Annotated in this window: 17 protein-coding genes; 8 read left to right on the top strand and 9 right to left on the bottom strand. The window is 30.5% G+C overall.

Annotation, left to right across the window (positions count from 1 at the left end; all coding sequences use genetic code 11):
* The first annotated feature begins 125 nt into the window (after positions 1-125).
* Positions 126-2654 carry a YceG family protein gene (locus G9F70_RS00620; protein ID WP_164947031.1) on the top strand — a complete coding sequence of 843 codons (2529 nt, stop codon included), beginning with the start codon at positions 126-128 and terminating at the stop codon, positions 2652-2654.
* Between the two features lie 89 nt (positions 2655-2743).
* Here G9F70_RS00620 and fliB read toward each other — a convergent pair whose 3' ends face one another.
* From fliB to G9F70_RS00605, 3 genes are read right to left on the bottom strand one after another with little or no spacing between them, the layout of a single operon-like run.
* On the bottom strand, positions 2744-3973 hold the full coding sequence (fliB, locus tag G9F70_RS00615) for a flagellin lysine-N-methylase (RefSeq protein ID WP_164947032.1): 1230 nt from the start codon (positions 3971-3973) through the stop codon (positions 2744-2746).
* 22 nt (positions 3974-3995) lie between these two features.
* Complete coding sequence (locus G9F70_RS00610) at positions 3996-4826, bottom strand: TerD family protein (RefSeq protein ID WP_164947033.1); 831 nt, start codon at positions 4824-4826, stop codon at positions 3996-3998.
* 15 nt (positions 4827-4841) lie between these two features.
* Complete coding sequence (locus G9F70_RS00605) at positions 4842-5501, bottom strand: AIM24 family protein (RefSeq protein ID WP_164947034.1); 660 nt, start codon at positions 5499-5501, stop codon at positions 4842-4844.
* A 559-nt stretch (positions 5502-6060) separates the two neighbouring features.
* Between G9F70_RS00605 and G9F70_RS00600 the strand changes: the two genes are divergently transcribed.
* The 4 genes from G9F70_RS00600 to G9F70_RS00585 all read left to right on the top strand — a co-directional run bounded on the left by G9F70_RS00600 (position 6061) and on the right by G9F70_RS00585 (position 10708).
* Entirely contained in the window at positions 6061-7152 is a 1092-nt protein-coding gene (locus tag G9F70_RS00600; protein WP_164947035.1) for an HpcH/HpaI aldolase/citrate lyase family protein, read from the top strand.
* Positions 7097-8473: a phosphoribosyltransferase family protein gene (locus tag G9F70_RS00595; RefSeq protein ID WP_164947036.1), complete on the top strand. Its 1377-nt coding sequence runs from the start codon at positions 7097-7099 to the stop codon at positions 8471-8473. The genes G9F70_RS00600 and G9F70_RS00595 overlap by 56 nt, the downstream gene beginning before the upstream one ends.
* 44 nt (positions 8474-8517) lie before the next feature.
* Positions 8518-9654: a cysteine protease StiP family protein gene (locus G9F70_RS00590; RefSeq protein ID WP_164947037.1), complete on the top strand. Its 1137-nt coding sequence runs from the start codon at positions 8518-8520 to the stop codon at positions 9652-9654.
* 184 nt (positions 9655-9838) lie between these two features.
* Positions 9839-10708: an HAD hydrolase family protein gene (locus tag G9F70_RS00585; protein WP_164947038.1), complete on the top strand. Its 870-nt coding sequence runs from the start codon at positions 9839-9841 to the stop codon at positions 10706-10708.
* Between the two features lie 72 nt (positions 10709-10780).
* Here G9F70_RS00585 and G9F70_RS00580 read toward each other — a convergent pair whose 3' ends face one another.
* The 4 genes from G9F70_RS00580 to G9F70_RS00565 form a co-directional block, all read right to left on the bottom strand.
* Positions 10781-13558, bottom strand: coding sequence for a calcium-translocating P-type ATPase, PMCA-type (locus G9F70_RS00580; RefSeq protein ID WP_164947039.1), 2778 nt, complete (start codon positions 13556-13558; stop codon positions 10781-10783).
* A gap of 124 nt (positions 13559-13682) precedes the next feature.
* Positions 13683-14288, bottom strand: a complete 606-nt coding sequence (locus G9F70_RS00575) for a TerD family protein (RefSeq protein ID WP_164947040.1) — start codon at positions 14286-14288, stop codon at positions 13683-13685.
* A 64-nt stretch (positions 14289-14352) separates the two neighbouring features.
* Positions 14353-14931: a TerD family protein gene (locus G9F70_RS00570; protein WP_164947041.1), complete on the bottom strand. Its 579-nt coding sequence runs from the start codon at positions 14929-14931 to the stop codon at positions 14353-14355.
* Between the two features lie 41 nt (positions 14932-14972).
* Complete coding sequence (locus tag G9F70_RS00565) at positions 14973-15557, bottom strand: TerD family protein (protein WP_411956009.1); 585 nt, start codon at positions 15555-15557, stop codon at positions 14973-14975.
* Between the two features lie 606 nt (positions 15558-16163).
* Between G9F70_RS00565 and G9F70_RS00560 the strand changes: the two genes are divergently transcribed.
* From G9F70_RS00560 to glgD, 3 genes are all read left to right on the top strand, one after another.
* Positions 16164-17375 (top strand): Nramp family divalent metal transporter, encoded by a 1212-nt coding sequence (locus G9F70_RS00560; protein WP_164947059.1) that lies wholly within the window; start codon positions 16164-16166, stop codon positions 17373-17375.
* Positions 17376-17599: 224 nt separating this feature from the next.
* On the top strand, positions 17600-18745 hold the full coding sequence (locus G9F70_RS00555) for a glucose-1-phosphate adenylyltransferase (protein ID WP_164947043.1): 1146 nt from the start codon (positions 17600-17602) through the stop codon (positions 18743-18745).
* 9 nt (positions 18746-18754) lie between these two features.
* Positions 18755-19864 carry a glucose-1-phosphate adenylyltransferase subunit GlgD gene (gene glgD, locus G9F70_RS00550; protein ID WP_164947044.1) on the top strand — a complete coding sequence of 370 codons (1110 nt, stop codon included), beginning with the start codon at positions 18755-18757 and terminating at the stop codon, positions 19862-19864.
* Between the two features lie 70 nt (positions 19865-19934).
* Here the strand turns inward: glgD and G9F70_RS00545 are convergent, their stop codons facing one another.
* On the bottom strand, positions 19935-21182 hold the full coding sequence (locus G9F70_RS00545; protein ID WP_164947045.1) for a right-handed parallel beta-helix repeat-containing protein: 1248 nt from the start codon (positions 21180-21182) through the stop codon (positions 19935-19937).
* Positions 21183-21314: 132 nt separating this feature from the next.
* Positions 21315-22271, bottom strand: coding sequence for a M42 family metallopeptidase (locus G9F70_RS00540; protein WP_164947046.1), 957 nt, complete (start codon positions 22269-22271; stop codon positions 21315-21317).
* Positions 22272-22280: the final 9 nt, after the last annotated feature.

Here is a 22280-nt window from a genome sequence, read left to right as displayed (position 1 = left end):
TTCTATTACCTAATAGTAATATTAATGGTAAACTAGTAGTAAATAAAATTGTTTTTATTATTAACTTTTTACATCTATTTTCATTGTGTATCATAGATGTAAGAATAAGCTTGGAGGTTTACACTTTGATTAATACTAGAAAACAAATAATTACATCTATCTTAGAAGCACAAGATTTATTTCAAGATATATTTGTTCCTGTAAATAAGAGGCAGGGGTTTATTAAATCAAAATCCCCTAATATACCTATTTATTTTTATAGATATATTGGTATTATTGAAAATAGTGAACTCTATTATGAGAATTTACATAAACTAAACAATACACTTACTTCACTTGGAGACTTGTATATAAACTTTACCTCTGGAATACCAGTGAAAATTTTATCTACATCCATAACAGAAATACCTTGGACTGGACTTCTAGGTTCTAATTCAACTGAAAGAAATACACTAATCAATATTCTTAAAACTAAAGGTCTATTCCCAGAGTTTAATAACAATTTTTTCAATGATTACATCCAAAATAGCTTCGATGAAACCCTAGCTCTATATTTAGCAAATGAACCTAATACTACAGAAACTGTAATGAAAAATTTTGCTGTTAAATTGCTTGGATGGACTTTGGACTTTGCTCCAAAGTTATTTCATAGTTCTAATTATAATTCTAGACTAGAGACCGATATTATAAATCCCAAGGTGCTTTTTTATGGTGACATAAAAAAACATGAAATTTATTTTTTGATACTTTTGTCTAAACTAAGTTGTGATGTTATATATATTAATTCGATGTCAGATATAGGGTTTTCAAAAATCGATAAACTAAATATTCATTCAAAACTCATAAAGTTACCTAAAACTCAGCCCTTAATAGATCTTAACTTAAAAACAACTCACAACTTTAAGGAAACTATTGTGGATGATACTAGTAATTTAAAAGAAACTGTTATTAAAATGGAGCAACCTGTTATAGAAAATAGAAATCTACCTTTAGATATAATCTTTAAAGGTTCTATTAACACTTTACTTAAAAGCGGCATGAATATATTTAATGATTTAATCCTGCCTGTTAATAAAAGGATTGGATTTATAGGAGGCAGCGTACCTTTTATCCCAGTGTATTTCTATAGATATATAGGAATAAAAGAAAATGAAGATGATTATTATAATGACTTATTTAGATTAGATAAAAGTTTAAGTATGTTCGCTGGGTTATATTTAAAATTCACAGACTCTATACCTATACGCACTGCTGCTAAATTAATGAATAATACTCTAAGTATATGGCAGCATGTGGATCCTTTTGATGCTTCACTAACTACTAAGATTGCTGCACTGCTTATGGAACATAAAGTTTTTCCAACTAATAATAATACTTTAAATTGTTCTATGGCAAATAGTTTTAGCTATATACTAGATTTATACTGCAAAGAAGAGAAGAATTTGAACTTATCTAAGGTTAAAAATTTTTCACTTAAATTACTTTCTTGGGTTCATGATTTTGTTCCCACCCTTGTGAAGAATTTTCACTTTCAAGATACTTCCACAGATGAAATTATAAATCCTAAAATTATATACTATGGTGAAATTAAAAAGCATGAGCTTTTATTCTTAATTTTTTTATCTAAATTAGGCTGTGATGTGTTATATATAAATTCTTTAAGTGATAGTTTTTTAGACCTTACAGAATATAGCGATACATTTTCAAAATGCTTTGAACTCCCGTATAAGGCTGATTTAAAAGAATTTCCAAAAGAAGAGAAGCTTATACGCAAGGAAACTATTGCTGCATCTGCCTCTAGAGAATTATCAAACTCATTGTATACTGATGGAGATGGTTTTTATAGACCTTGGCAATTTGAAGAGTATAAAACTCAGCCTGTGACACTTAATACTACCTTTCATGAGTTTAAACTTTTATGGAATGAACCATCTAGTCTTCGCACAGGATTTAGAGTAGAAAATAACACCATATACATGCCAAACTTATTCGTAAAAATAAGTGGCGTTCCCAATGATTTAACTTTATATTGGAAGGATTTTTTTCATTTAAAATCCGCAGATAATACATTATTTATACCAGGAATTCCTTTTACTAATATAACTTACTCTAAAACGGATTTATACTCCTTAGCCTTTGTATTTGATAATAATGGATTTGTTGATGAAAAAAAACTACTAACCCACAGTTGTTATAAATTTTCTTATTTAAAAACGTCTCTGCAACATATTATTTTAGAAAAAATAAACTATTTTTTGAAAACAGATATGTTAAAAAAAGCTATAGATAAGGAATTTAAATTAAAGATTTTAATGACTATTTTAAATGCTGATAAAAACATATTACAACTAATTCAGCAGTATGATTATCCTTCAAAGATACCTAAACTTCTTATTTACGATAATAATGAAAGTATTTTTAGTGATGAGGATTGCATTATGCTATGTTTCTTAAACCTGTTTGGATTTGACATTAGTATATTAACTCCTACTGGCTATAATAATATAGAAGGGAAAATTGAGGAAAAATTCTATGATACTCATAGATTAGAAGAAGTGAATTTTAATTTACCCTTACCTGATTTTAATGAAGAAAAAAAGTATACCAAAGAAAAAGGTAAAAGCTTCTTCTCTAATATTTTTAATTTTAAATAATTATATATTAATCTCCAAATTTTAAATATCAATATAGAATAGCACTAATAACTTCATCTATAGTAAGTTATTAGTGTTATTCTATGCTTCTAATAAATATTTAAAAGTATTTTAGCAAATTCTATATTATCAAATTCATTTTCTTTTATATAATTTACTACATCAGCTGTATAAGTTTTGTGATGCCCTATGATTTTTGAGAAAACTTGAATAAATTCAACTATATCTTCTTTAGAATCCTGTTTATTATATAGATATTTCCCAACCAAATAAAATCTAATAAATGAATATCTTATTAAAAGCATAATATACCCATCAAACATTAATTCTGTTACAGAAAACGGAAACATGTTGTTATATATAAAATTCACCAAATAATTTTCAAAAATATAGCTATTATTATTTATAATTTTTTCAGTATAATCTTCAAATGCTTTTATGTACAATTCTAAATATTTACTTATGCCCCCCTCTTCCTCAAACTTGAATTCAAGTATAATTTGCTTAGTATATTCCTTAAAAGAAAGACTGTCCACTTCTTTAAATACATTTAAAAATCCCACCATCTTTTTGAAAAAATCCATCCCAGCAATATAACTTAATTGATTTTTTTCATAAGAATTACTAATTGAATTTATATCATATTCTTTAATAAACTTAAGTACATTATTATAATTGTGTTTAAATTCTTTTTCTAGTGTGTTTATAAATTTACCTAATATATAAAGCCTTTGAGTTAAATCAATTTTTCTATTTTTTATTATTTTAATACTCAAATATCTAATTTCTTTAAAATATTTTATAGGTGAATTTTTGAATTTTTCAGATTTAGTATTAATATCACTTGATACTATATGTTTTTCTAAAGTTTCCGCACGCTCTTCAAATTCAATTCCTTCTTCTTTTAGTAAAATAATTCTTGCAGCTTCAAGGCAAGCTACATCAAGAGACATTTCATAACATCCATCTACTTTATTGATTATTCTAGGAAAAGATGTGCAAACATTTGAAAGATATTCTTCTCCAAGCCTAGAATAAATCATACAATAATTTTCTTCATCTAAAAAAGGACATCTTTTTCCACTTGCTAATTTTATTTTTCCATAATCTACATTACTATCTAGATAATTATCATTATTGTGAACATTTTTTTGAAACATTCTCTTCATTTCTTTGTCTTGAACTTTATAATACTGTCTAAATGTAATCTTATCTATATCTATATCCCATCCAACACAACAACTGTCTTTACACTTTCCACCTACACACTTAAATTCTTTAATATATCTGGGATATCTTTTTTTTATATTTTCCCCCATTGTATACTTCCTTTCCATGTTACTAGACCGTATCTATTCCATAATTATCACACAGTGCTTGAAGACCTCCTCTAAATCCACTACCTATACAATTAATCTTCCACTCACTTTTATATCTGTATATCTCCGCTACTACCATTGCTGTTTGTACGGATAAATTTTCATTGAATTTATAGTTTAAAATTTCTTGTTTACTATCGCCAGCTATAATTCTAAAATATCCATCTGTTAACTGTCCAAAGTTTTGAAGCCTTTCATCTGCTTCATAAATAGTTACAGTAAATGCTAACTTTTGGATGTTGGATGGTATTAGATTTAAATCTAATTGAATGCACTCATTATAAGCATCTTTAAGATAAGTATTGTGATCTGCTTTAATAACTATTCCTCCACAAGTACTCTTGGTGTTTTCATAAAAGATAAAATCTTTTTCTATTGTTTTATCATTTATATCCACCATAAACACTGATACATCTAAATCAAACTCATTATGACCCTTTGAGATTGCATTATAATCTAGTGTTACTATCAATTTTGAAAGATTCTTAGCATTCTGATTTAGACTTAACTTTTGCCCTTTTCCTAGATTAATGCTTTTTGTAACATCTACAAGTTTTCTTTTTTCCATATTCTTATTTGGCCTTACGGTAGCACTCTCTTTAGCTCCTGCAGTGATATTAGGTTTTAAATTATTTGTACTTTGAGAATTATTTTGCTCTGTGCGCTGCTTTACACCCATTGCTATAGTAGAATTATTTTCTGGTCTTATGCTGGTTTCAATAATTAATTTCCCATATTGTTTCTTTTGGGATGTTATTATTTTTTTATTAGTATTATCAATAATTATAGCCACAAACACATCCCTCCCTTAATCTATTGCAACATTTAATCCTGAAACTCTTTCATAAGGCTGAATAATTACAGTTTCCCCCTTAGAATTAAATTCTAACATATAGGATTCTCCGGATGTTTGTCCAAGGAAAGTTTTCCAATTTACATCGGTCTTAAAATTAGGATCAGGACCTGTCCAACATACCACTGCATCAGGATCCACTACGCAAGGTGTTTCTAGAATAATCGGATTTCCATTGGTAGTTATAACCACCTGAGGATTATTACCAATTGCTGTTAGATTTGATGTAAACATACCCTTTTGAGATATTACACCCGATCCCATAAATCTAACTCCATATTTACAGCCTTCAGTAAAAGCAAGTAAATTTTCTCCTTCAACTCCTATGCTCTGACCTTGCTGCAGTGTAATTATAGTAATATGTTGCGCTCTATTTGCCATATAATAACTGCCACTACCATTTACCTTCATAATCGGAATATTTTCTCCCGAAAGCTTTCTTGCTGCTAGATTCATAACGGATTTGAATATGCTTTGATTACTATTTGTATCTAATAATACCTTTTCAGAAGTAAAGTTACCCTTGTAAGCTACCATAGCACCTAATTTTGCGAAGAAATGACCATCGCCCTCTGCGATACAAGTAAGCTCTTGATGATTTTTAAAACTAAACATGCGTATTAACTCCTTTCTTTATTGCAATATAATCGAATTTTTTATTATAAAATTTGTATTTTTATGCAAATTTTAATTTTTGAATTGTGTGTATACATTATATCATATTGTATACTACTAGCTCTTATTTAAATTGAAACTGGCCTAAAGATGATATTGAAAAAAATCATTTAGAAAATAAAGCCCTTAATTTTGAAGAAGTATAGATCAAATCTCATTCATAATTGTTAAATCATCATCTGCGATGCTGCAATATTAACGACTTCAGAAGGAGATTTATACTCCCACTGAAGTTTTCTATTTGTTATAGCTTGTAACTCCCACTTATAGAAGTGGGAGACTTTCCTTCTGAAATGTCGTTAAAACTCCTCAACATCCAGTAATTCCTATCAGAGCTGAAGCATGAATTTTGAAATGTAGTAAATTCATACTTCAACTCTGAATTCCTATGTGTAATATGTAATTGTTTATATAACTATGTTATAATTATATATTACAATCAGTACTATGCGTCCTTTGGAATTGCTGATTAATTTATTATGTTAAATGGAGAAAAATTATGCGCTATTTTAATAATATTAACAATTCACAAGATATTTTTTTTAAAATCCCTTCATCTTACAATCTATTTTCCTCAAAAGAAGATTTATCCTATGCACTAGGAGCATGCTTATATATGCCAGGAACTCGGGAAAATCTGCTAGTGGACATACTTTTTAATAAAAGTATGGGTGCTCACACTATTACTCTTTGTATTGAAGATTCTGTATCAACAAATGAAGTTGTGCAAGCTGAAAATAACATTATTGACCTATTTATGAAGATAGCACTTGCTTTAAAAGAAGATTCTTCTTTTTTGGACCGTCTTCCCCTTATTTTTATTAGAGTTCGTAATATTTACCAACTTCAAAGATTACTCAATGAATCCTCCTTAATTGGGCTTTGCGGCTTCATTTTCCCCAAATTTAATGCTCCACTTGGTGATGAATATTTTTCCTTGCTAAAAGAATATAATGAGTTTAATAAAAGGAATTTGTACGGAATGCCAATCCTTGAAACACCAAACATAATCCATAAAGAAACTCGGGTGGAAGAACTTATTAAAATAAAACATATTGTAGATTATTATAAAGACTATGTTTTAAACATTCGAATTGGTGGAACAGATTTTTCTGGATTATATAGTCTTCGTCGGAGTAAGGATTTTACCGTGTACGACTTAACCGTAGTACAGGGCTGTATAAGCGATATAATAAATGTGTTTAAAAGAGATGATTATGTTATATCTGGAGTAGTTTATGAATATTATAGCAAAGTTTTAGATTTAAATAATAATGTTCTTATTAAAGAAACTCTTTTAGATAGAACTAATGGATTAATTGGTAAAACCGTTATACACCCAACCCAAGTAAATATAGTTAATTCTCTTATGGTAGTTTCTAAAGAAGATTATATAGATGCAAGCAATATTCTTAGTTCATCCCTTGATGGGGTAATAAAGAGCAATTACTCAAATAAAATGAATGAAATAAAACCCCATGAAAGATGGGCTAAAGAAATATTACTAAAAGCTAAAATAATGGGGGTATTTGAAGATGGAAAATCGCACAGAGAATTGTTGCAACGGATCAATTCATTACAACATAGATAATAGACTAGACATATCACTTAATATAAAGGAAAACCTATGTAATATTCCGGTATCAAATCTTTTTACTATGTCCGCTCGTGAAAATAAAAAGAGAGATTTCTTGTTTGTAAGTAAGGTTATAGGAAAACATATGCCAATGATTCCAGATACTCTAAAACTCATTGGAGGGATTTTGGCCCGTCTTTGGATTAATGAAAGAGAGGACTCCTATGATTACCCTACTACTGAATTAGTTAGTGCCCTTATATCTTTAGATGTATCTCTTAATATACCTGATTTAGATTTAGAAAACGGGCAAGAAATAGTTAAGATTAATAGTTTTCCAGTTAATATAGAAAACACACATGATATTTTAAACACGCCTATAAAACTTGCAAATAAAACTCTTTTTATAGGTTTTGCAGAGACTGCTACAGGTCTTGCTCAAGCAGTATTCCAAAACTTTTCAAATGCTGCTTATATCCATACCACACGTGAAAAAATAAATTCTATAGATCCTGCACTATTTTTTAATGAAGAACACTCTCATGCAGTAGAACATTCACTTTTTCCTTATGAAAAAGACTTTTTTAATGATTTTTGCGATATAGTTCTAATAGATGATGAACTTACTACAGGTAAATCTGCATTAAATTTAATAAAATGTCTTCCGGGGAAATCTTTTGGGATATTATCCATTCTAGACTGGCGAGATACTAATAGCTATAAAATGTTTGAGGATGAAAAAAATATAGATGTTAAGGTCTGTTCTTTATTAAAAGGGGATATTAAGTGTAGTAAAACAAAAGATATTATTAGCGATGCAATAACCATGGTTCCAAGCTCTACTAACCTAATTCCAGATAAAGATTATATTTTTGAAATAGGCGAAAGCATAGAAGGTTACAATAAATCTACTGGTAGATTTGGACTTAGTTCAGAAAATAATGCTAAAGTTTTCGAAGAAATTCAATCGATATCAGAAGTTTTAAAAAAAGAAAGAACTCCTGGCAACTGTCTTTGCATAGGAACTGGAGAATTTATATATTTACCTTGTAGTATAAGCGCAAAGCTTGGAGATAATGTATATTTTCAGTCCACTACGAGAAGTCCCGTTCATGCTAGAAACATCCATTGTTATGGGAATAAAAATAAGGTTGCTTTTCAAAGTCCAGGAGATGAAACTATAACTAACTACCTTTATAATATTCCCGATAATTTTTATAACCAGGTATTCTTCTTTTCTGAAAAGCCTTTAACCAAAGAAAAAAAAGAAGAATTAAATAAAATCTTTTCCTATTTTCATGTGAAGTCTATTATATTTGCATGTTGGAAAGGCTAATAGCTTTTATTTTTCTAAATAATATATAAAAGAGGTGTATTTAAATGAATCAATGTATTTTTTCAGGAAGCTACCCCGCGGAAGATGTTGTATTTCTTCTTAAAGACATATCAAATCTTATAGTAGAACAAGATAATGAATTTAGAGAAAATGCTATACAAAGTGGAATTCATTATTCCGAGATGTTACCAATAGAATATACTCCCTCAAAAGAATACATGGATATTTTCTATAACACACTAGAAGGATCAAAAATCAAATTGGCTTCTCTAGTTTCTGTATTAAGCCATAAAATTATAGAAGCACGTGGTAAAAATATTGTTTTAGTTTCCCTTGCTAGAGCTGGCACTCCTATTGGCATATTAATTAAAAGGTATATTCAGTTTAAATATGATATAACCATCCCGCATTATAGTATTTCCATAATACGGGATAAAGGCATAGATAAAAATGCACTTGCCCATATATTACGAAATCACCCCTGTGCAGAAATACAATTCATTGATGGGTGGACAGGCAAAGGTGTTATTCAACATACCTTAACAAAAGCTTGCAAGGAAATTTATAAAGAGTTTAATATAAACCTTAATCCAAACCTAGCAGTATTATCTGATCCTGCTCACTGCACCCTTATTTACGGTACACGGGAGGATTTTTTAATCCCAAGTGCTTGCCTTAATTCTACAGTCTCAGGGCTTGTAAGCAGGACTGTACTTAATGATAATTATATTTCCAGTGATGATTTCCACGGTACCAAGTTTTATAGTGAATTAAAGTCCTCAGATGTTTCCAATTTTTATATTGACGAAATATGTAACTGTTTTAATAAAATAGATGAAAATTATCTATCTGAGCTTTTAACGTCGCAAGATACTTCTGAAATTGCTGCAGATATTGAGTTCAATGGTGAACATTTAAACTGCAAAGGACTTCGCGATATCGAAAGTATTAAAAATAAGTTTAACATTGATAATATTAATCTTATAAAACCAGGAATTGGAGAAACCACAAGAGTACTTTTAAGGAGAATACCTTGGAAAATACTAGTAGACTCCTTTGATAATCCTAATTTATTACATATATTTAAGTTAGCTGAGGAAAAGCATATTCCTGTAGAAATATATAGTGATATGTGCTATTCCTCTTGTGGTATTATTAAATCATCTCCTTCGGAGCTGTAATAGCTTCGAAGAAGATAACTTAACGACTTCAGAAGGAGATTTCCACCCTTGTAGACCTCTGAAGCAGATAACAATTCTCAATTATTATCCTCCCACTTATAGAAGTGGGAGGCTTTCCTTCTAAAATGTCGTTAAATCTAAAGAAAAAAAAGATATATAAAAAGTAACCAAAGGATGTGACTATATGATATTTGCCTCGGACCTTGATAGCACACTTATATATTCTTCAAGGCACTGCCCCCTAATTAATCAAGAAAAACTTGTTCCTGTGGATTTTTATAATAATTCTAACAGTAGTTTCATTACTAAGTCCTTTCAAAATAAACTAGAGCATATAAATGAAAGTATGCTTTTTATACCTGTCACCACCCGCTCCAAAAATCAATATATGAGAATGAAATACTTTTATGATGTAATAAGACCTAAATATGCAGTGGTAGCTAATGGAGGCCTAATACTTAAGGATGGCAAGGAGTTTAAAGCCTGGTCAGATATAAGTTGTTCTAAAATTAAGACCGCTACATCTATTGCGACTATGATAAAATTATGTAGTTTCTTTTTAGAAAGTGACTTTGTAAAATCATATAAAACTTGTGAAGATCTTTTTATATATGCCATTATGGATGAAGAAAAGTTAGCTAATACCTTTTTAAAGGGAGAAATAGCAATAGATTATTTCGAAGTATTAAAGGCCTTTTGCTCAAAGCATAATTATAGCCTATCAAAACAAGGAAAAAAGGTTTATATAGTACCTAATTGTATAAATAAATATGATCCTATAAAATATATAATGGAACTAGAAAATATAAATACATTTATAGCCGCTGGTGATTCTCTACTAGACTACCCTATGATTGAACATTCAAATTATGGGATAATTCCTTCACATGGAGAATTACTAAAGGCTCTTCCTGTGAAAAAACTTGAAGATACTGTATTTATTACAAAGACATCTGGTATATTTGCTGGTGAAGAAATTTTAGATATAGTACATGGAAAATTCCATGAAGTTCACGATATTTCACAAGATAAATTACATTCCTATCTTGGTTAGAGCTATCATATATTCACTAATATAAAAAATCCACATTATTGATTTTACTCAATAATGTGGACTTTGTTGTTCCTAGGCTGCTATCTTTTCCTCTGATTCTGGTTTTACTTGTTGCTCTTTTTTTACAAAAGGCTTCAAAACTAATTTTGCAATTTCATTTACAACTATTACAAGTGAAGATAATAGGATTATCTTTAGCCACATAGTAACACTTAACGGAACTGCATTAAAAAATCCCGAAAACACTTCAGTTACAAATATCTGTGCTACTGCTGTAGCTGTAATTATCTTTAAGAATATAGTGTTTTTTGTAAGACTAGGCAATATGCTGTCTGCTCCAAATTCTCTACAGTTAAAAGCATTAAATAATGCACTAAAAGCAAATAATGCAAATAATACTGTCTGCATTTCATTTGGTCCTGTAACCCCTTCTTTTGGGAATCCAACGCCTAATATGTCAAATTTCATCTGAACCATAATAATACCAGTTATATATATAGCATTGAAAAGCATGCTTTTCATCATTTGTTTAGTTATAATACTGGCATTTCTATTTGTAGGCTTTCTGTTTAAAACAGCATCTCTTACTGGTTCTAGTCCTAGTGATAGTGCTGGTGGACCATCCATTATAATGTTTACCCATAAGAGTTGTATTGTAGTAAACGGCATTTGAAAATCAAATACTACAGATAAAATTGCTGTTAAGAATGCAATTATATTTACTGTTATCTGGAATTGAATAAATCTTTGGAAGTTTTCGTAAATACCTCTTCCCCATTTAATTCCTTTTACAATAGTTCCAAAACTATCATCTGTTAAAATTATATCTGCAGCATTTTTACTAACTTCAGTTCCAGCTATTCCCATAGCTATACCTACATCTGCTTTTGTAAGTGCTGGAGCATCGTTTATTCCATCTCCTGTTACAGCAACTACTTCTCCATTATTTTGAAGAGCTATAACTATTCTCATTTTTGTATCAGGTTTTGAACGTGCTACTATTGAAATAGTTGTTATTTCTTGTCTAAGTTCTTCGTCAGATAATGTATCTATATAACTGGCCTCTACTGCTCTATTTTTACCATTAAGTAAACCTAATTCTTCCCCTATAGCAATAGCTGTATTAATATTGTCCCCTGTAAGCATTTTTGTAGCAACTCCTGCATTTCTAGCAGTTTCTACAGCTTCTTTAACATCAAGTCTTAGGGGGTCTTTTATTCCTACAAAGCCTGTAAACACTAAATCATTTTCTAATGTACCTTGCTCGGATGCCATGGCTACCTCTTCATCAATATTTCTATATGCAAAGCCAAGTACTCTCATAGATTTTTTTTGAAGTTTTTCAATTTCGTTGGATATCTCGCACCTTCTAGCTTCATCTAACTCTACTTCCATACAATTAACATGCTCATATTTGCATAGCTCTAGAACGATTTCTGGTGCTCCCTTTGTTAATAATGTAGAGCCACCCTCTCCTTCTATAACTGTGCTCATTCTCTTACGTTTTGAACTAAATGGAATTTGATGAGCTATTTTTGCACTTTGTCTTTCTTGTACATAATCACAAGCATCATTATATAAAAGTAAAGCACATTCTGTTGCACTACCTAAATATTTAACGTCTTTACCTTCCTTTTGAATATCTGCCGTTGAATTTACAAGACAGTTATCTATAAAGTAGTTATTTCCATCACTTAGTTCATTTCTTTCTTTGAACTTACCATTTAAATAAACTTTTTCTACAGTCATTCTATTTTGAGTAAGTGTACCTGTTTTATCTGAGCATATTACACTTACAGAACCTATTGTTTCACAGGCTTCTTTTTTAGTAACAAGGGCATTTATTTTAGCCATTTTCTGCATAGTGATTGCAAGTGTCATATTTATCATTGTTGGGAGTCCTTCTGGAACAGCGGCAACAATTAATGCAACACATACGACAAAAGCAGTTTTTATAGGTTCAACAGACTGTAAAAACGCAAATATTCCTGAAGTGTCTGGTGATATAGTCTTGGCCATTACCATTTTTACAATCATAACTATAAATAATACAGCAGCTATAGCACTTGATACTTTTGAAATCTTACCACCTAAATCCCCAAGCTTTGCTTGAAGCGGTGTTTGCAAATCACTATCCTCAAGATTTTTAGCTATTTCACCCATTTGAGAGCTATCACCGGTAGAAGTAACTACAAAGCTGGCTCTACCGTAAGCTACTAGCGTTCCACCAAAAACCATATTCAGTTGTTTTGCTGGAATAGGGTCTTGTACAATATTTTTATCTTTAGATTTTATATTTTCCATCTCTATTACAACTTCAGAATCTTTGCTTACGTCCTCTGATTCTCCTGTAAGCATATCCTCTCTAACCATTAAATCAATACTACTTATAAGTCTTCCGTCTGCTGGCACCATATCTCCAGTTTCAATTAAAACCATATCTCCTGGTACCAAATCGTTTTTATTTACTTGAATAATTTTCCCATTACGTGTTACTTTTACCTCTATGTTTTCTGTCATTTTTGAAAGTGCATCTGCGGCTTTTTGTGATTTTCCTTCTGTAAAAATACCTATACCAATTCCTACTGCTACGGCACATACTATACCAATAGCATCTTCAACCTCTCCTACTAATGCACTAATTAAGGCCGCAACTAAAAGTATTATCATCATAGGCTCAGTTATTGCTTCCTTCACACTATCCCATATAGATCCTTTTTCTTGTTTAGTAAATTCGTTAGCACCGTATTTCTCCAGTCTTTCTTTAACCTCGGAACTCGATAATCCAACGCTGCTATCAACCTTAAGCTCATCTAAAACTTCTGAGCTTTGCTTGTTAAAATATTTCATATTATCCACCTTTCAGTAATTTTTATATTTCCTTTACATTAAAATGTAGAAAATGATGGACATGTCATTTTCTACACAAGTGTTTTTCTATAAATATATATTTATATTAACCTATAATCTATACTTATTGGTATTTTTTTGACATTTCATTTAAGCCAGCAGACGCATCGCCTTCACCTACAGCTATGAATTTCCATTCTCCGTTATTGCGATAAATTTCCGCAACGTATAAACCAGTTTTACCAGAATATTCTTCTGTCAAATTAAAACGAAGCATTTCTTTGTTGTCTATTACATTTACTAAACGTATAAAAGCATTTTCTATCATGCCAAAATGTTGTTTACGCTCCGCTGCAGCATAGATATTAACAACAAACACTAGCTTGGCTATATTTTGAGGTATACCTGATAGGTCAACCATGATTTGCTCATCGTCCCCATCACCACTTCCAGTAAGATTGTCTCCCATATGCTGAACACTACCACATTTGCTTTTTAAATTTCCAAAATAAATTATATTTTCTTTTGATTTTATCTTGTCATTTTCATCTAACATAAATACAGAAGCATCACAATCTACTTGTGCTTGACTACCACCAAATAATCCTCCAAGTAATCCCTTAGATTTTTGTTTTACTGGATCCCATCCAAGTCCCACCATTGTCTTTTTCAAACCAGGATTATCTTTTGTTAGACTTATTCTTTGACCCTTTTGTAAATTTATACCCATGTTTCCCAACTCCCCTAATATCTATTGTACTTGCTTACACTTATTAATTTATATTTGTATGTTTCTAAGCATCAAGACCATAATTCTTACAAAGGGCTGAAAGTCCGCCTTGAAAACCACTTCCTGTTGCACTAAATTTCCATTCTCCATTATTACGATATACTTCACAAAATACCAATGCAGTTTCTACTGAAAAATCCTCCGATAAGTCATACCTTAATATTTCTTCATTAGTTTCTTCATTTACTACTCTAACAAAGGCATTAGATATCTGACCAAAATTTTGAGCACGAGCTATTGCATCATGTATAGTAACTGTAATTGCAATTTTTTCAATATCTTTAGGTATTTTGGAAAATTCAACGATTAATTGCTCATCGTCTCCTTCTCCTTCTCCAGTTCTATTATCACCTGTATGTATAACAGCTCCTGAAGAATGCTCTAAATTATTATAAAATATAAAATCTAGGTCATTATTTGTTTTTCCATTAGCGCCTACTAAAAAGGCTGAAGCATCTAAATCAAAATCGCCTCCACCTGAATATTTATTTGTATCCCAGCCTAGTCCTATGATTGCTTTCTTTAAACTTGGGTTGGTCTTAGTTAAATCAATTTTTTGACCTTTACTTAAGTTAATAGTCATGATTATTCCCCCTTATTTATTAGTCATCATCTTCCATGATGTTAGTCTACACTAATTCCAAAGTTAGCACAAAGCGCAGATAATCCACCTTCGAATCCACTTCCTACTGCACTAAACTTCCATTCTCCATTATTACGGTATAGTTCAGCTACAACTACTGCAGTTTCAACGCTATAATCTTCACTCAAATCATACCTTATTAATTCTTCATTGCTAGTCTCATCGCAAATTCTTATAAATGCATTAGAAACTTGTCCAAAATTTTGAGATCTTTGAGCCGCTTCATGAATAGTTACTGTAAAGTTGATTTTTTCAACAGAAGCTGGCACTTTACTTAGTTCTATTCTAATTTGTTCATCATCACCCTCACCCTCACCAGTCTTGTTATCTCCCAAATGTATTACAGATCCTGCTGAGTCCTTTGGGTTATTATAAAAAATGAAATCATTATCAGATGATACTTTTCCATTTGGCCCAACCAAGAAAGCCGCTGCATCTAGGTCGAAAGCCGCTCCCCCATCATATTTATTAGTGTCCCAACCAAGTCCAACAATAACATTAACAAGACCAGGGTTAGTTTTAGTTAAATCTACTTTTTGACCTTTTTTCAAACTAATTGCCATAATAAATTCCTCCTCGAATGCCACTAAAGTGACTATATTAGACTTTTATAATATATTATATAGTACTTAAATAATCGGTTTTAATCCATGAAAATAAAGTACTTTTTCTAAATTATTTCCAAAAATTCAGACAATAATCATTTTTTCTGAGTATTTATTAAAAAAGCCTTATTTTAGTTTAAATTACAAAATATAATTTAAACCCAATAAAGCAACACTCACTATTACTATTATAGCACCATTCCATACTAAACAGTAGATTATATAGATAAATGTACTTTACTTTTTTGTATATTTTTAGTGAACAATTTAACATTTTATTTATTAATTCTACAAAAAAATAATAATAAACCGTAACTATGCAATTTGTAATATCTCTATTGTCAAGTATAAGTGTTATCCACAATCATTTGCGCAAGCTGTTTCCTATATAATAAAAAATATCCTTATTATAGTATATTTTCATTTATTCTATTTTTAATGTTGCTTTAAATAATAATTACTATATAATATATATTATATAGGACAACAATAATATAGGACGGAAGTGTTAGAGTGAAATTTTCAACTATTAAAAACCTTTTAAAAGATGACCATAAACCAAAACTTATGGCATTAGATTTTATAAAATATATCGGGCCTGGACTGCTGGTAACTGTTGGATTTATAGATCCTGGTAACTGGGCAGCAAATGTGGCCGCTGGTGCCAGTTACGGATATACTCTACTTTGGATGGTAACCCTTTCAACTATTATGTTAATTGTTCTTCAGCATAATGCGGCCCATCTTGGAATCGTTACAGGTAATTGTATAGCAGAAGCATCTACTGCCACCTTAAAACCAAAATTGAACAAAGTAGTGCTTGGCTCTGCAGTCGTGGCTGCAGTATCTACTGCCCTTGCAGAGCTTCTTGGTGGCGCCATTGCTTTAAATATGTTATTTGGTATACCTATAAAACTAGGAACAGTATTAGTTTTAGCATTGATTTTATGGATGCTATTCACAAATTCTTATAAAAAGCTAGAAAAATGGATTATTGGCTTTGTTTCTATAATAGGAATATCTTTTATATTTGAACTTAGCCTTGTTCATATCGAATGGGGAAAAGCAATGATAAGCTGGGTTAAACCCTCTTTCCCTAATGGATCTATTCCAATAATAATGAGCGTTCTAGGTGCCGTTGTAATGCCCCATAATTTATTTCTCCATTCGGAAATAATTCAAAGTCGTCAATGGAATTTAAAAGATGAAACTGTAATAAAAAAACAATTAAAATATGAATTTATGGACACATTTTTCTCAATGATAATAGGTTGGGCTATAAATAGTGCTATGATCCTTATTGCAGCTGCTACTTTCTTTACACAAAATATTCATGTTACGGAGCTTAGTCAAGCTCAACAAATGCTTACGCCCATGCTTGGAAGTATAGCATCCGTGGTGTTTGCACTCGCTCTACTGTTTGCAGGAATCGCCTCGTCAGTTACTGCAGGCATGGCTGGTGGTAGTATTTTTGCAGGAATATTTGGAGAACCTTATGATATTCATGATATTCATACTAAAATAGGTGTAGCAATTACTTTAGTTGGTGCTGCAGTAGTTATATTTTTTATATCGGAACCATTTAATGGACTCATCTATTCACAAATGCTCTTAAGTATCCAACTTCCTATAACTATATTCCTCCAGATATATTTAACTTCCTCTAAAAAAGTTATGGGCAAGTATGCAAACACTAGATTCGATAAAATAAGTCTTTGGATTATTGGACTTATAGTAACTGCACTTAACATAATGCTATTATTAAGCTATATATTATAAATTCACATAATACAAACAAAGGAATTGGGTGCAATATGTTGCCCAGTTCCTTTTTGACTATTTACCACAATTATAAATGTATTTTTTTAAAAAGGCATTAAATCACCTTCATCATAATATACATAGGTAAAGTAATATAATGAAGCTTTAAGCATCTTCAAAAATAGACAAGCTTATTAGTTAGTTGTTTATTGAAGAAGCCTTAGATAATGGGGGTATTTAAAATGCCAAAAAAAGAGATGATAGCTATGATTCTAGCAGGTGGACAAGGTAGTAGGCTTAAGATGCTTACTAAAAACACAGCAAAACCTGCAATACCTTTCGGGGGTAAGTATAGGATTATTGATTTTACTCTAAGTAATTGTTCAAATTCAGGAATAGATACGGTTGGGGTCCTAACACAATATCAACCCCTTGCACTAAATTCTCATATAGGTATAGGCGTCCCTTGGGATTTAGATAGAAATAATGGTGGAGTTACACTTCTTCCTCCTTATATGGATGAATCTGGAGGAGATTGGTATAAAGGTACCGCTAACGCAATCCATCAAAATACTAATTTTATAGACTCTTATGACCCAGAGTATGTACTTATTCTCTCTGGAGACCACGTTTATAAAATGGATTATTCAAAAATGCTCAATTTTCACAAAGAAAAATCCGCTGATGCTACTATAGCAGTTATTGAAGTTCCAATAGATGAAGCCTCTAGATTTGGAATAATGAATACTACTTCAGATAACAAAATATATGAATTTGAAGAAAAGCCTCAAAATCCCAAAAACAATATGGCTTCTATGGGGGTATATATTTTCAATTGGAAGTTTCTTAAAAGCTTTTTAAAAGATGATGAAAACAATAAACACTCTAGCAACGATTTTGGGAAAAATATAATACCTTCTATGCTTAAAAACGAAAAGAAACTTTATGCCTATCCTTTTAAAGGCTATTGGAAAGATGTAGGTACCATTAAAAGCCTTTGGGAAGCGAATATGGATTTAATAGATGACAATAATGAATTAAATATTCATGATGAATCTTGGAAGATATATTCCATAAATCCTACCAACCCAGCTCAATATATAGGCCCCAATGCAAAAGTTACTAACTCACTAGTGGTGGAAGGATGCATTGTTCTTGGGGAAGTTTATAATTCGGTACTATTTCAAGGTGTTACAATTGGAAAAAACTCCAAAATATCAAATTCTGTTATTATGCCTAACACCAAAATAGGGGACAACGTTATTATTGATAAAGCTATAATCGGTAATAACGTTATTATAAGAGGTCATTCTCTTATAGGAATTGCAGATGACATAACTCTAGTTGCAGAAGGCACTGAAATTAAATCTAATTCAGTTATAAGATGAGGTGGTTAAATGCTTAATAATTATATGGGTATATTAAATCTAAACGAAAATGAAACAAATATAATAAGTCTTACTAAAAATAGACCACTGGCAGCCATTCCCATAGCTGCTAGGTATAGAATTATAGATTTTGCATTATCTAACATGGTTAATTCAGGTCTTAAAAACATTGGAATTTTCACTCAAAGTAAATCTCGTTCCTTAGTAGATCATTTAGGTTCTGGAAAACCATGGGATTTAGATAGAAGACTCAATGGGCTATTTGTTTTTAATTTTGGCATTGGTAACATGTCTATAAATGATGCAGAAATGTTGTGGAACAACATGGAATATATATATAGAAGTAAAGAAAAAAATGTTATTATTTCTCCTTCTTATATGATAGGGAATATAGATTATATAGATGCCGTAAAATATCATGAAGAGAGGCAGCAAGATATAACTGTCATATATAAAAATATTAAAACTGGGACTAAAAATTTCTTAAATTGCGACGTATTAAATATAGGTCAAAACAATAATGTACTAAGTGTAGGAAAGAATATGGGCACTTATGACGGTTTAAATATTTCCATGGAAATGTTCATTATGAAAAAGGATCTTTTAATATCACTCATTAATAAATGTATACAAACTGGTTCTTACTTTACTATTAAGGATCTTATATATAAAAGCATTAAAGATTTAAGAGTTACGGCTTATGAGTTTAAAGGCTACCTTCAATGTATTAATTCAATAAGTGCTTACTACAAAGCTAATATGGACCTGTTAAACTTAAAAACAACTAAGGAATTATTTTTTAGTAATGGACCCATCTATACAAAAATTAAAGATGAACCACCTACTAAATATTACGATGAAAGCAAAGTAAAAAATTCCATAATTGCTGATGGCTGTATTATAGAGGGGCTTATTGAAAATAGTATTATATCAAGGGCAGTTGTGGTTCATAAAGGTGCTGAAATTAAAAACAGTATTATTCTTCAAAATTGCGAAATCGGAGAAAATTCTAAACTCTTTAACGTTATAATGGATAAAAATGTAATTATAGATAGAGATAAGCAACTTAATGGTGATGAAGAATTTCCACTTGTAATTGAAAAAAGAGCTTTATTTTAATGTTATTTTACAAAGGATAAGGATACTGTTTTATCCCAAACAATATCCTTATTCTTTTATATCTATTTGATTATTTGTCAAAAGTATTATTATGAAATTCCACATTTTCAAAAATAACAGTTTCCTTATTACTAACTAAACTCTTAACTGTATTATCTTTTATTATGGAATTTTTAACAAGAACATTTGAATTTTCATCTGCATTAAATAAATAGGGGAAAAATTCGCCTGTTGCCTTGTTATTATAAATCTTACATTTATCAAAAATAACATCTTTAGTATTACTAACATTTATAAGATTATATTCTCCCGTATCATAAAAATTCGAGTCTTTAAATACAATGTTTTTTGAATCAATTAAAGTCATTAAATCATATGAGCACTCCTTAATTGTAGAATTTACAAAATTAAAGTTTTCAACCTTATTAAGATTTATACCTTCTGTTCCACATCCAAATAAAACTGAATTTTTTATATCAACATTTTTACAATTATCAAAAAAGAATACTCCACCGGTACAAGATCCTTTGTCTGGATAATGTCCTGCAATTATATTTGAAATATTAATATTATCCGAATTTTTGAACGTAAGTACATTTGCATATCTTGGATTAACTAATAATTTTACTTGCGCTTCTTTTAATCCTTCAATAGTTAAATTACTTATATCTGATATTACTAGTTGTTGTCCATCAAACACTTTTTCAAATTTTATGTGCTTATTATTTAAATCCTTTACAGCTAATAGGTCATATTCACCTGCTTTTAATTTTATAGTCTTGTTGGATCCTACATTTTCCAATAATTCTTTTGCGTTACTAACTTCAATCACTTCATTTTTTATGTCTTTTTCAACTTTTTTTACTACTGTCGAAAAAGCATACGCATCATCATAACTGCCATACTTATTTTTATATTTTCCCCGCACTCCATCTCTCTTTACTCTAATTGCGAATTTATAATAGTCTGGTTTTAAGTTTAAATTAGATATATTAAGTACTGCGAACTTATTAGCCTCTGTAGATTTTGTCCATCCATCTACCATATCTTTATTATTAACTAACTCCCATGAATTCATGGTGTTTTCTCCCATATAAAATGCCTGATACTGAACTTTACCTGTATAATTATTACAAGACGCATATATAGAATTTTCTTGTCCTTCAATGAATGGGAAATGTTCAAGTGATACAATATCCATTTTAGGAACAACATCTTTCTCTTTAGCTTGTACAACATCTGTCTTCAAACTTGCTATTGATAAAACCATTATGAAGCACATTAGAATGCTTATTAATTTTTTTAATAAATTCTTCATATAAATCCCCCCACACTCTTCTATTTTTTTAAACTACTCACTTATTATATTACCATCATTTATGATATATGTAAATATAATACTTGTATCGCAAAACACAAATGTCCTAAACTTTAATAATATAAGAACGGTTTAAATAGAAAACCCTTTAAGTAACTTTATTGTATCCTCTACATCCTCCATAGAAACCATTTCCGATATAGAGTGAGTATATCTACAAGGAATTGAAATTACCCCTGTTCTTATTCCACCATTTTCTTTATGAATATTTCCACCATCTGTACTTCCATTTGAAACTCCATATTGAACTTTTACCACCGATCTTTGCGCTGCATTTTCAAGCATTTCTTTGATTTCATGATGCATAATTAAAGTTCTATCTTTTATCTTAATTATGGGACCTTTTCCAAGTTCTAATTTTCCCTCTGCACCAATATAATCTCCTGCCTCCTGTGTATCTAATACTATGCAGTAATCTGGATTTACAGTGTAAGCTGCTGCTCTTGCTCCCCTTCCCCCTAGTTCCTCTTGGGTAGAAAACACAAAATATAGCTCATTTTTTGTTTGTTTAATTTCTTTTATCATCCTAAGAAGAACATAACATCCTATCCTGTCATCTAAACATGGACTTATTATTTTATCTTCTACTTCCATAAAATCTGATAAAAGACATGCTGTATCGCCTTCTTTAATCTTCTTTAATGCTTCTTCTCTTGAAGACACACCAAGGTCTATAAATAAATCTTCTATTTTAGGCTCTGATTTTGTAGCACTAACTTTGCCCATAATACCATTTTGAAACACAACAAGATTATGTACTATTTCAGAGGCACGAATTCCCCCTATATTACTTACTCGTACAAACCCCTTGTCCTCTATATATGTAGCTATAAGCCCTATTTCATCCATATGAGCACAGAACATTATTTTTTGCACACCTTCACCTAATTTAACTATTAAATTCCCCATCTTATCTTCTTTTATATCACAATTAATATCCTTTAATTCTTCCCTTATGACTGCTCTAACCTCATCTTCATGGCCACTAACACCAAAGGCTTTAACTAGTTTTTGTAACATTATATCCATGATTAATCC

It is taken from the genome of Clostridium sp. FP1, assembly GCF_011065975.2.
In the GTDB taxonomy this organism is placed as follows: domain Bacteria; phylum Bacillota; class Clostridia; order Clostridiales; family Clostridiaceae; genus Clostridium_AD; species Clostridium_AD tagluense.
The sequence above is the reverse complement of the archived record's forward strand: the minus strand, read 5'-3'. Positions and strand labels throughout refer to the sequence as shown.

Excerpts from the sequence above, each read along its gene's own strand:
- G9F70_RS00545 (WP_164947045.1), bottom strand. The coding sequence starts at position 21,182 with ATGAAGAATTTATTAAAAAAATTAATAAGCATTCTAATGTGCTTCATA.
- G9F70_RS00540 (WP_164947046.1), bottom strand. The coding sequence starts at position 22,271 with ATGGATATAATGTTACAAAAACTAGTTAAAGCCTTTGGTGTTAGTGGC.
- G9F70_RS00560 (WP_164947059.1), top strand. The coding sequence starts at position 16,164 with ATGGCATTAGATTTTATAAAATATATCGGGCCTGGACTGCTGGTAACT.
- fliB (WP_164947032.1), bottom strand. The coding sequence starts at position 3,973 with ATGGGGGAAAATATAAAAAAAAGATATCCCAGATATATTAAAGAATTT.
- G9F70_RS00595 (WP_164947036.1), top strand. The coding sequence starts at position 7,097 with ATGGAAAATCGCACAGAGAATTGTTGCAACGGATCAATTCATTACAAC.
- G9F70_RS00555 (WP_164947043.1), top strand. The coding sequence starts at position 17,600 with ATGCCAAAAAAAGAGATGATAGCTATGATTCTAGCAGGTGGACAAGGT.
- G9F70_RS00600 (WP_164947035.1), top strand. The coding sequence starts at position 6,061 with ATGCGCTATTTTAATAATATTAACAATTCACAAGATATTTTTTTTAAA.
- G9F70_RS00585 (WP_164947038.1), top strand. The coding sequence starts at position 9,839 with ATGATATTTGCCTCGGACCTTGATAGCACACTTATATATTCTTCAAGG.
- G9F70_RS00580 (WP_164947039.1), bottom strand. The coding sequence starts at position 13,558 with ATGAAATATTTTAACAAGCAAAGCTCAGAAGTTTTAGATGAGCTTAAG.
- G9F70_RS00575 (WP_164947040.1), bottom strand. The coding sequence starts at position 14,288 with ATGGGTATAAATTTACAAAAGGGTCAAAGAATAAGTCTAACAAAAGAT.
- G9F70_RS00605 (WP_164947034.1), bottom strand. The coding sequence starts at position 5,501 with ATGTTTAGTTTTAAAAATCATCAAGAGCTTACTTGTATCGCAGAGGGC.
- G9F70_RS00570 (WP_164947041.1), bottom strand. The coding sequence starts at position 14,931 with ATGACTATTAACTTAAGTAAAGGTCAAAAAATTGATTTAACTAAGACC.
- G9F70_RS00590 (WP_164947037.1), top strand. The coding sequence starts at position 8,518 with ATGAATCAATGTATTTTTTCAGGAAGCTACCCCGCGGAAGATGTTGTA.
- glgD (WP_164947044.1), top strand. The coding sequence starts at position 18,755 with ATGCTTAATAATTATATGGGTATATTAAATCTAAACGAAAATGAAACA.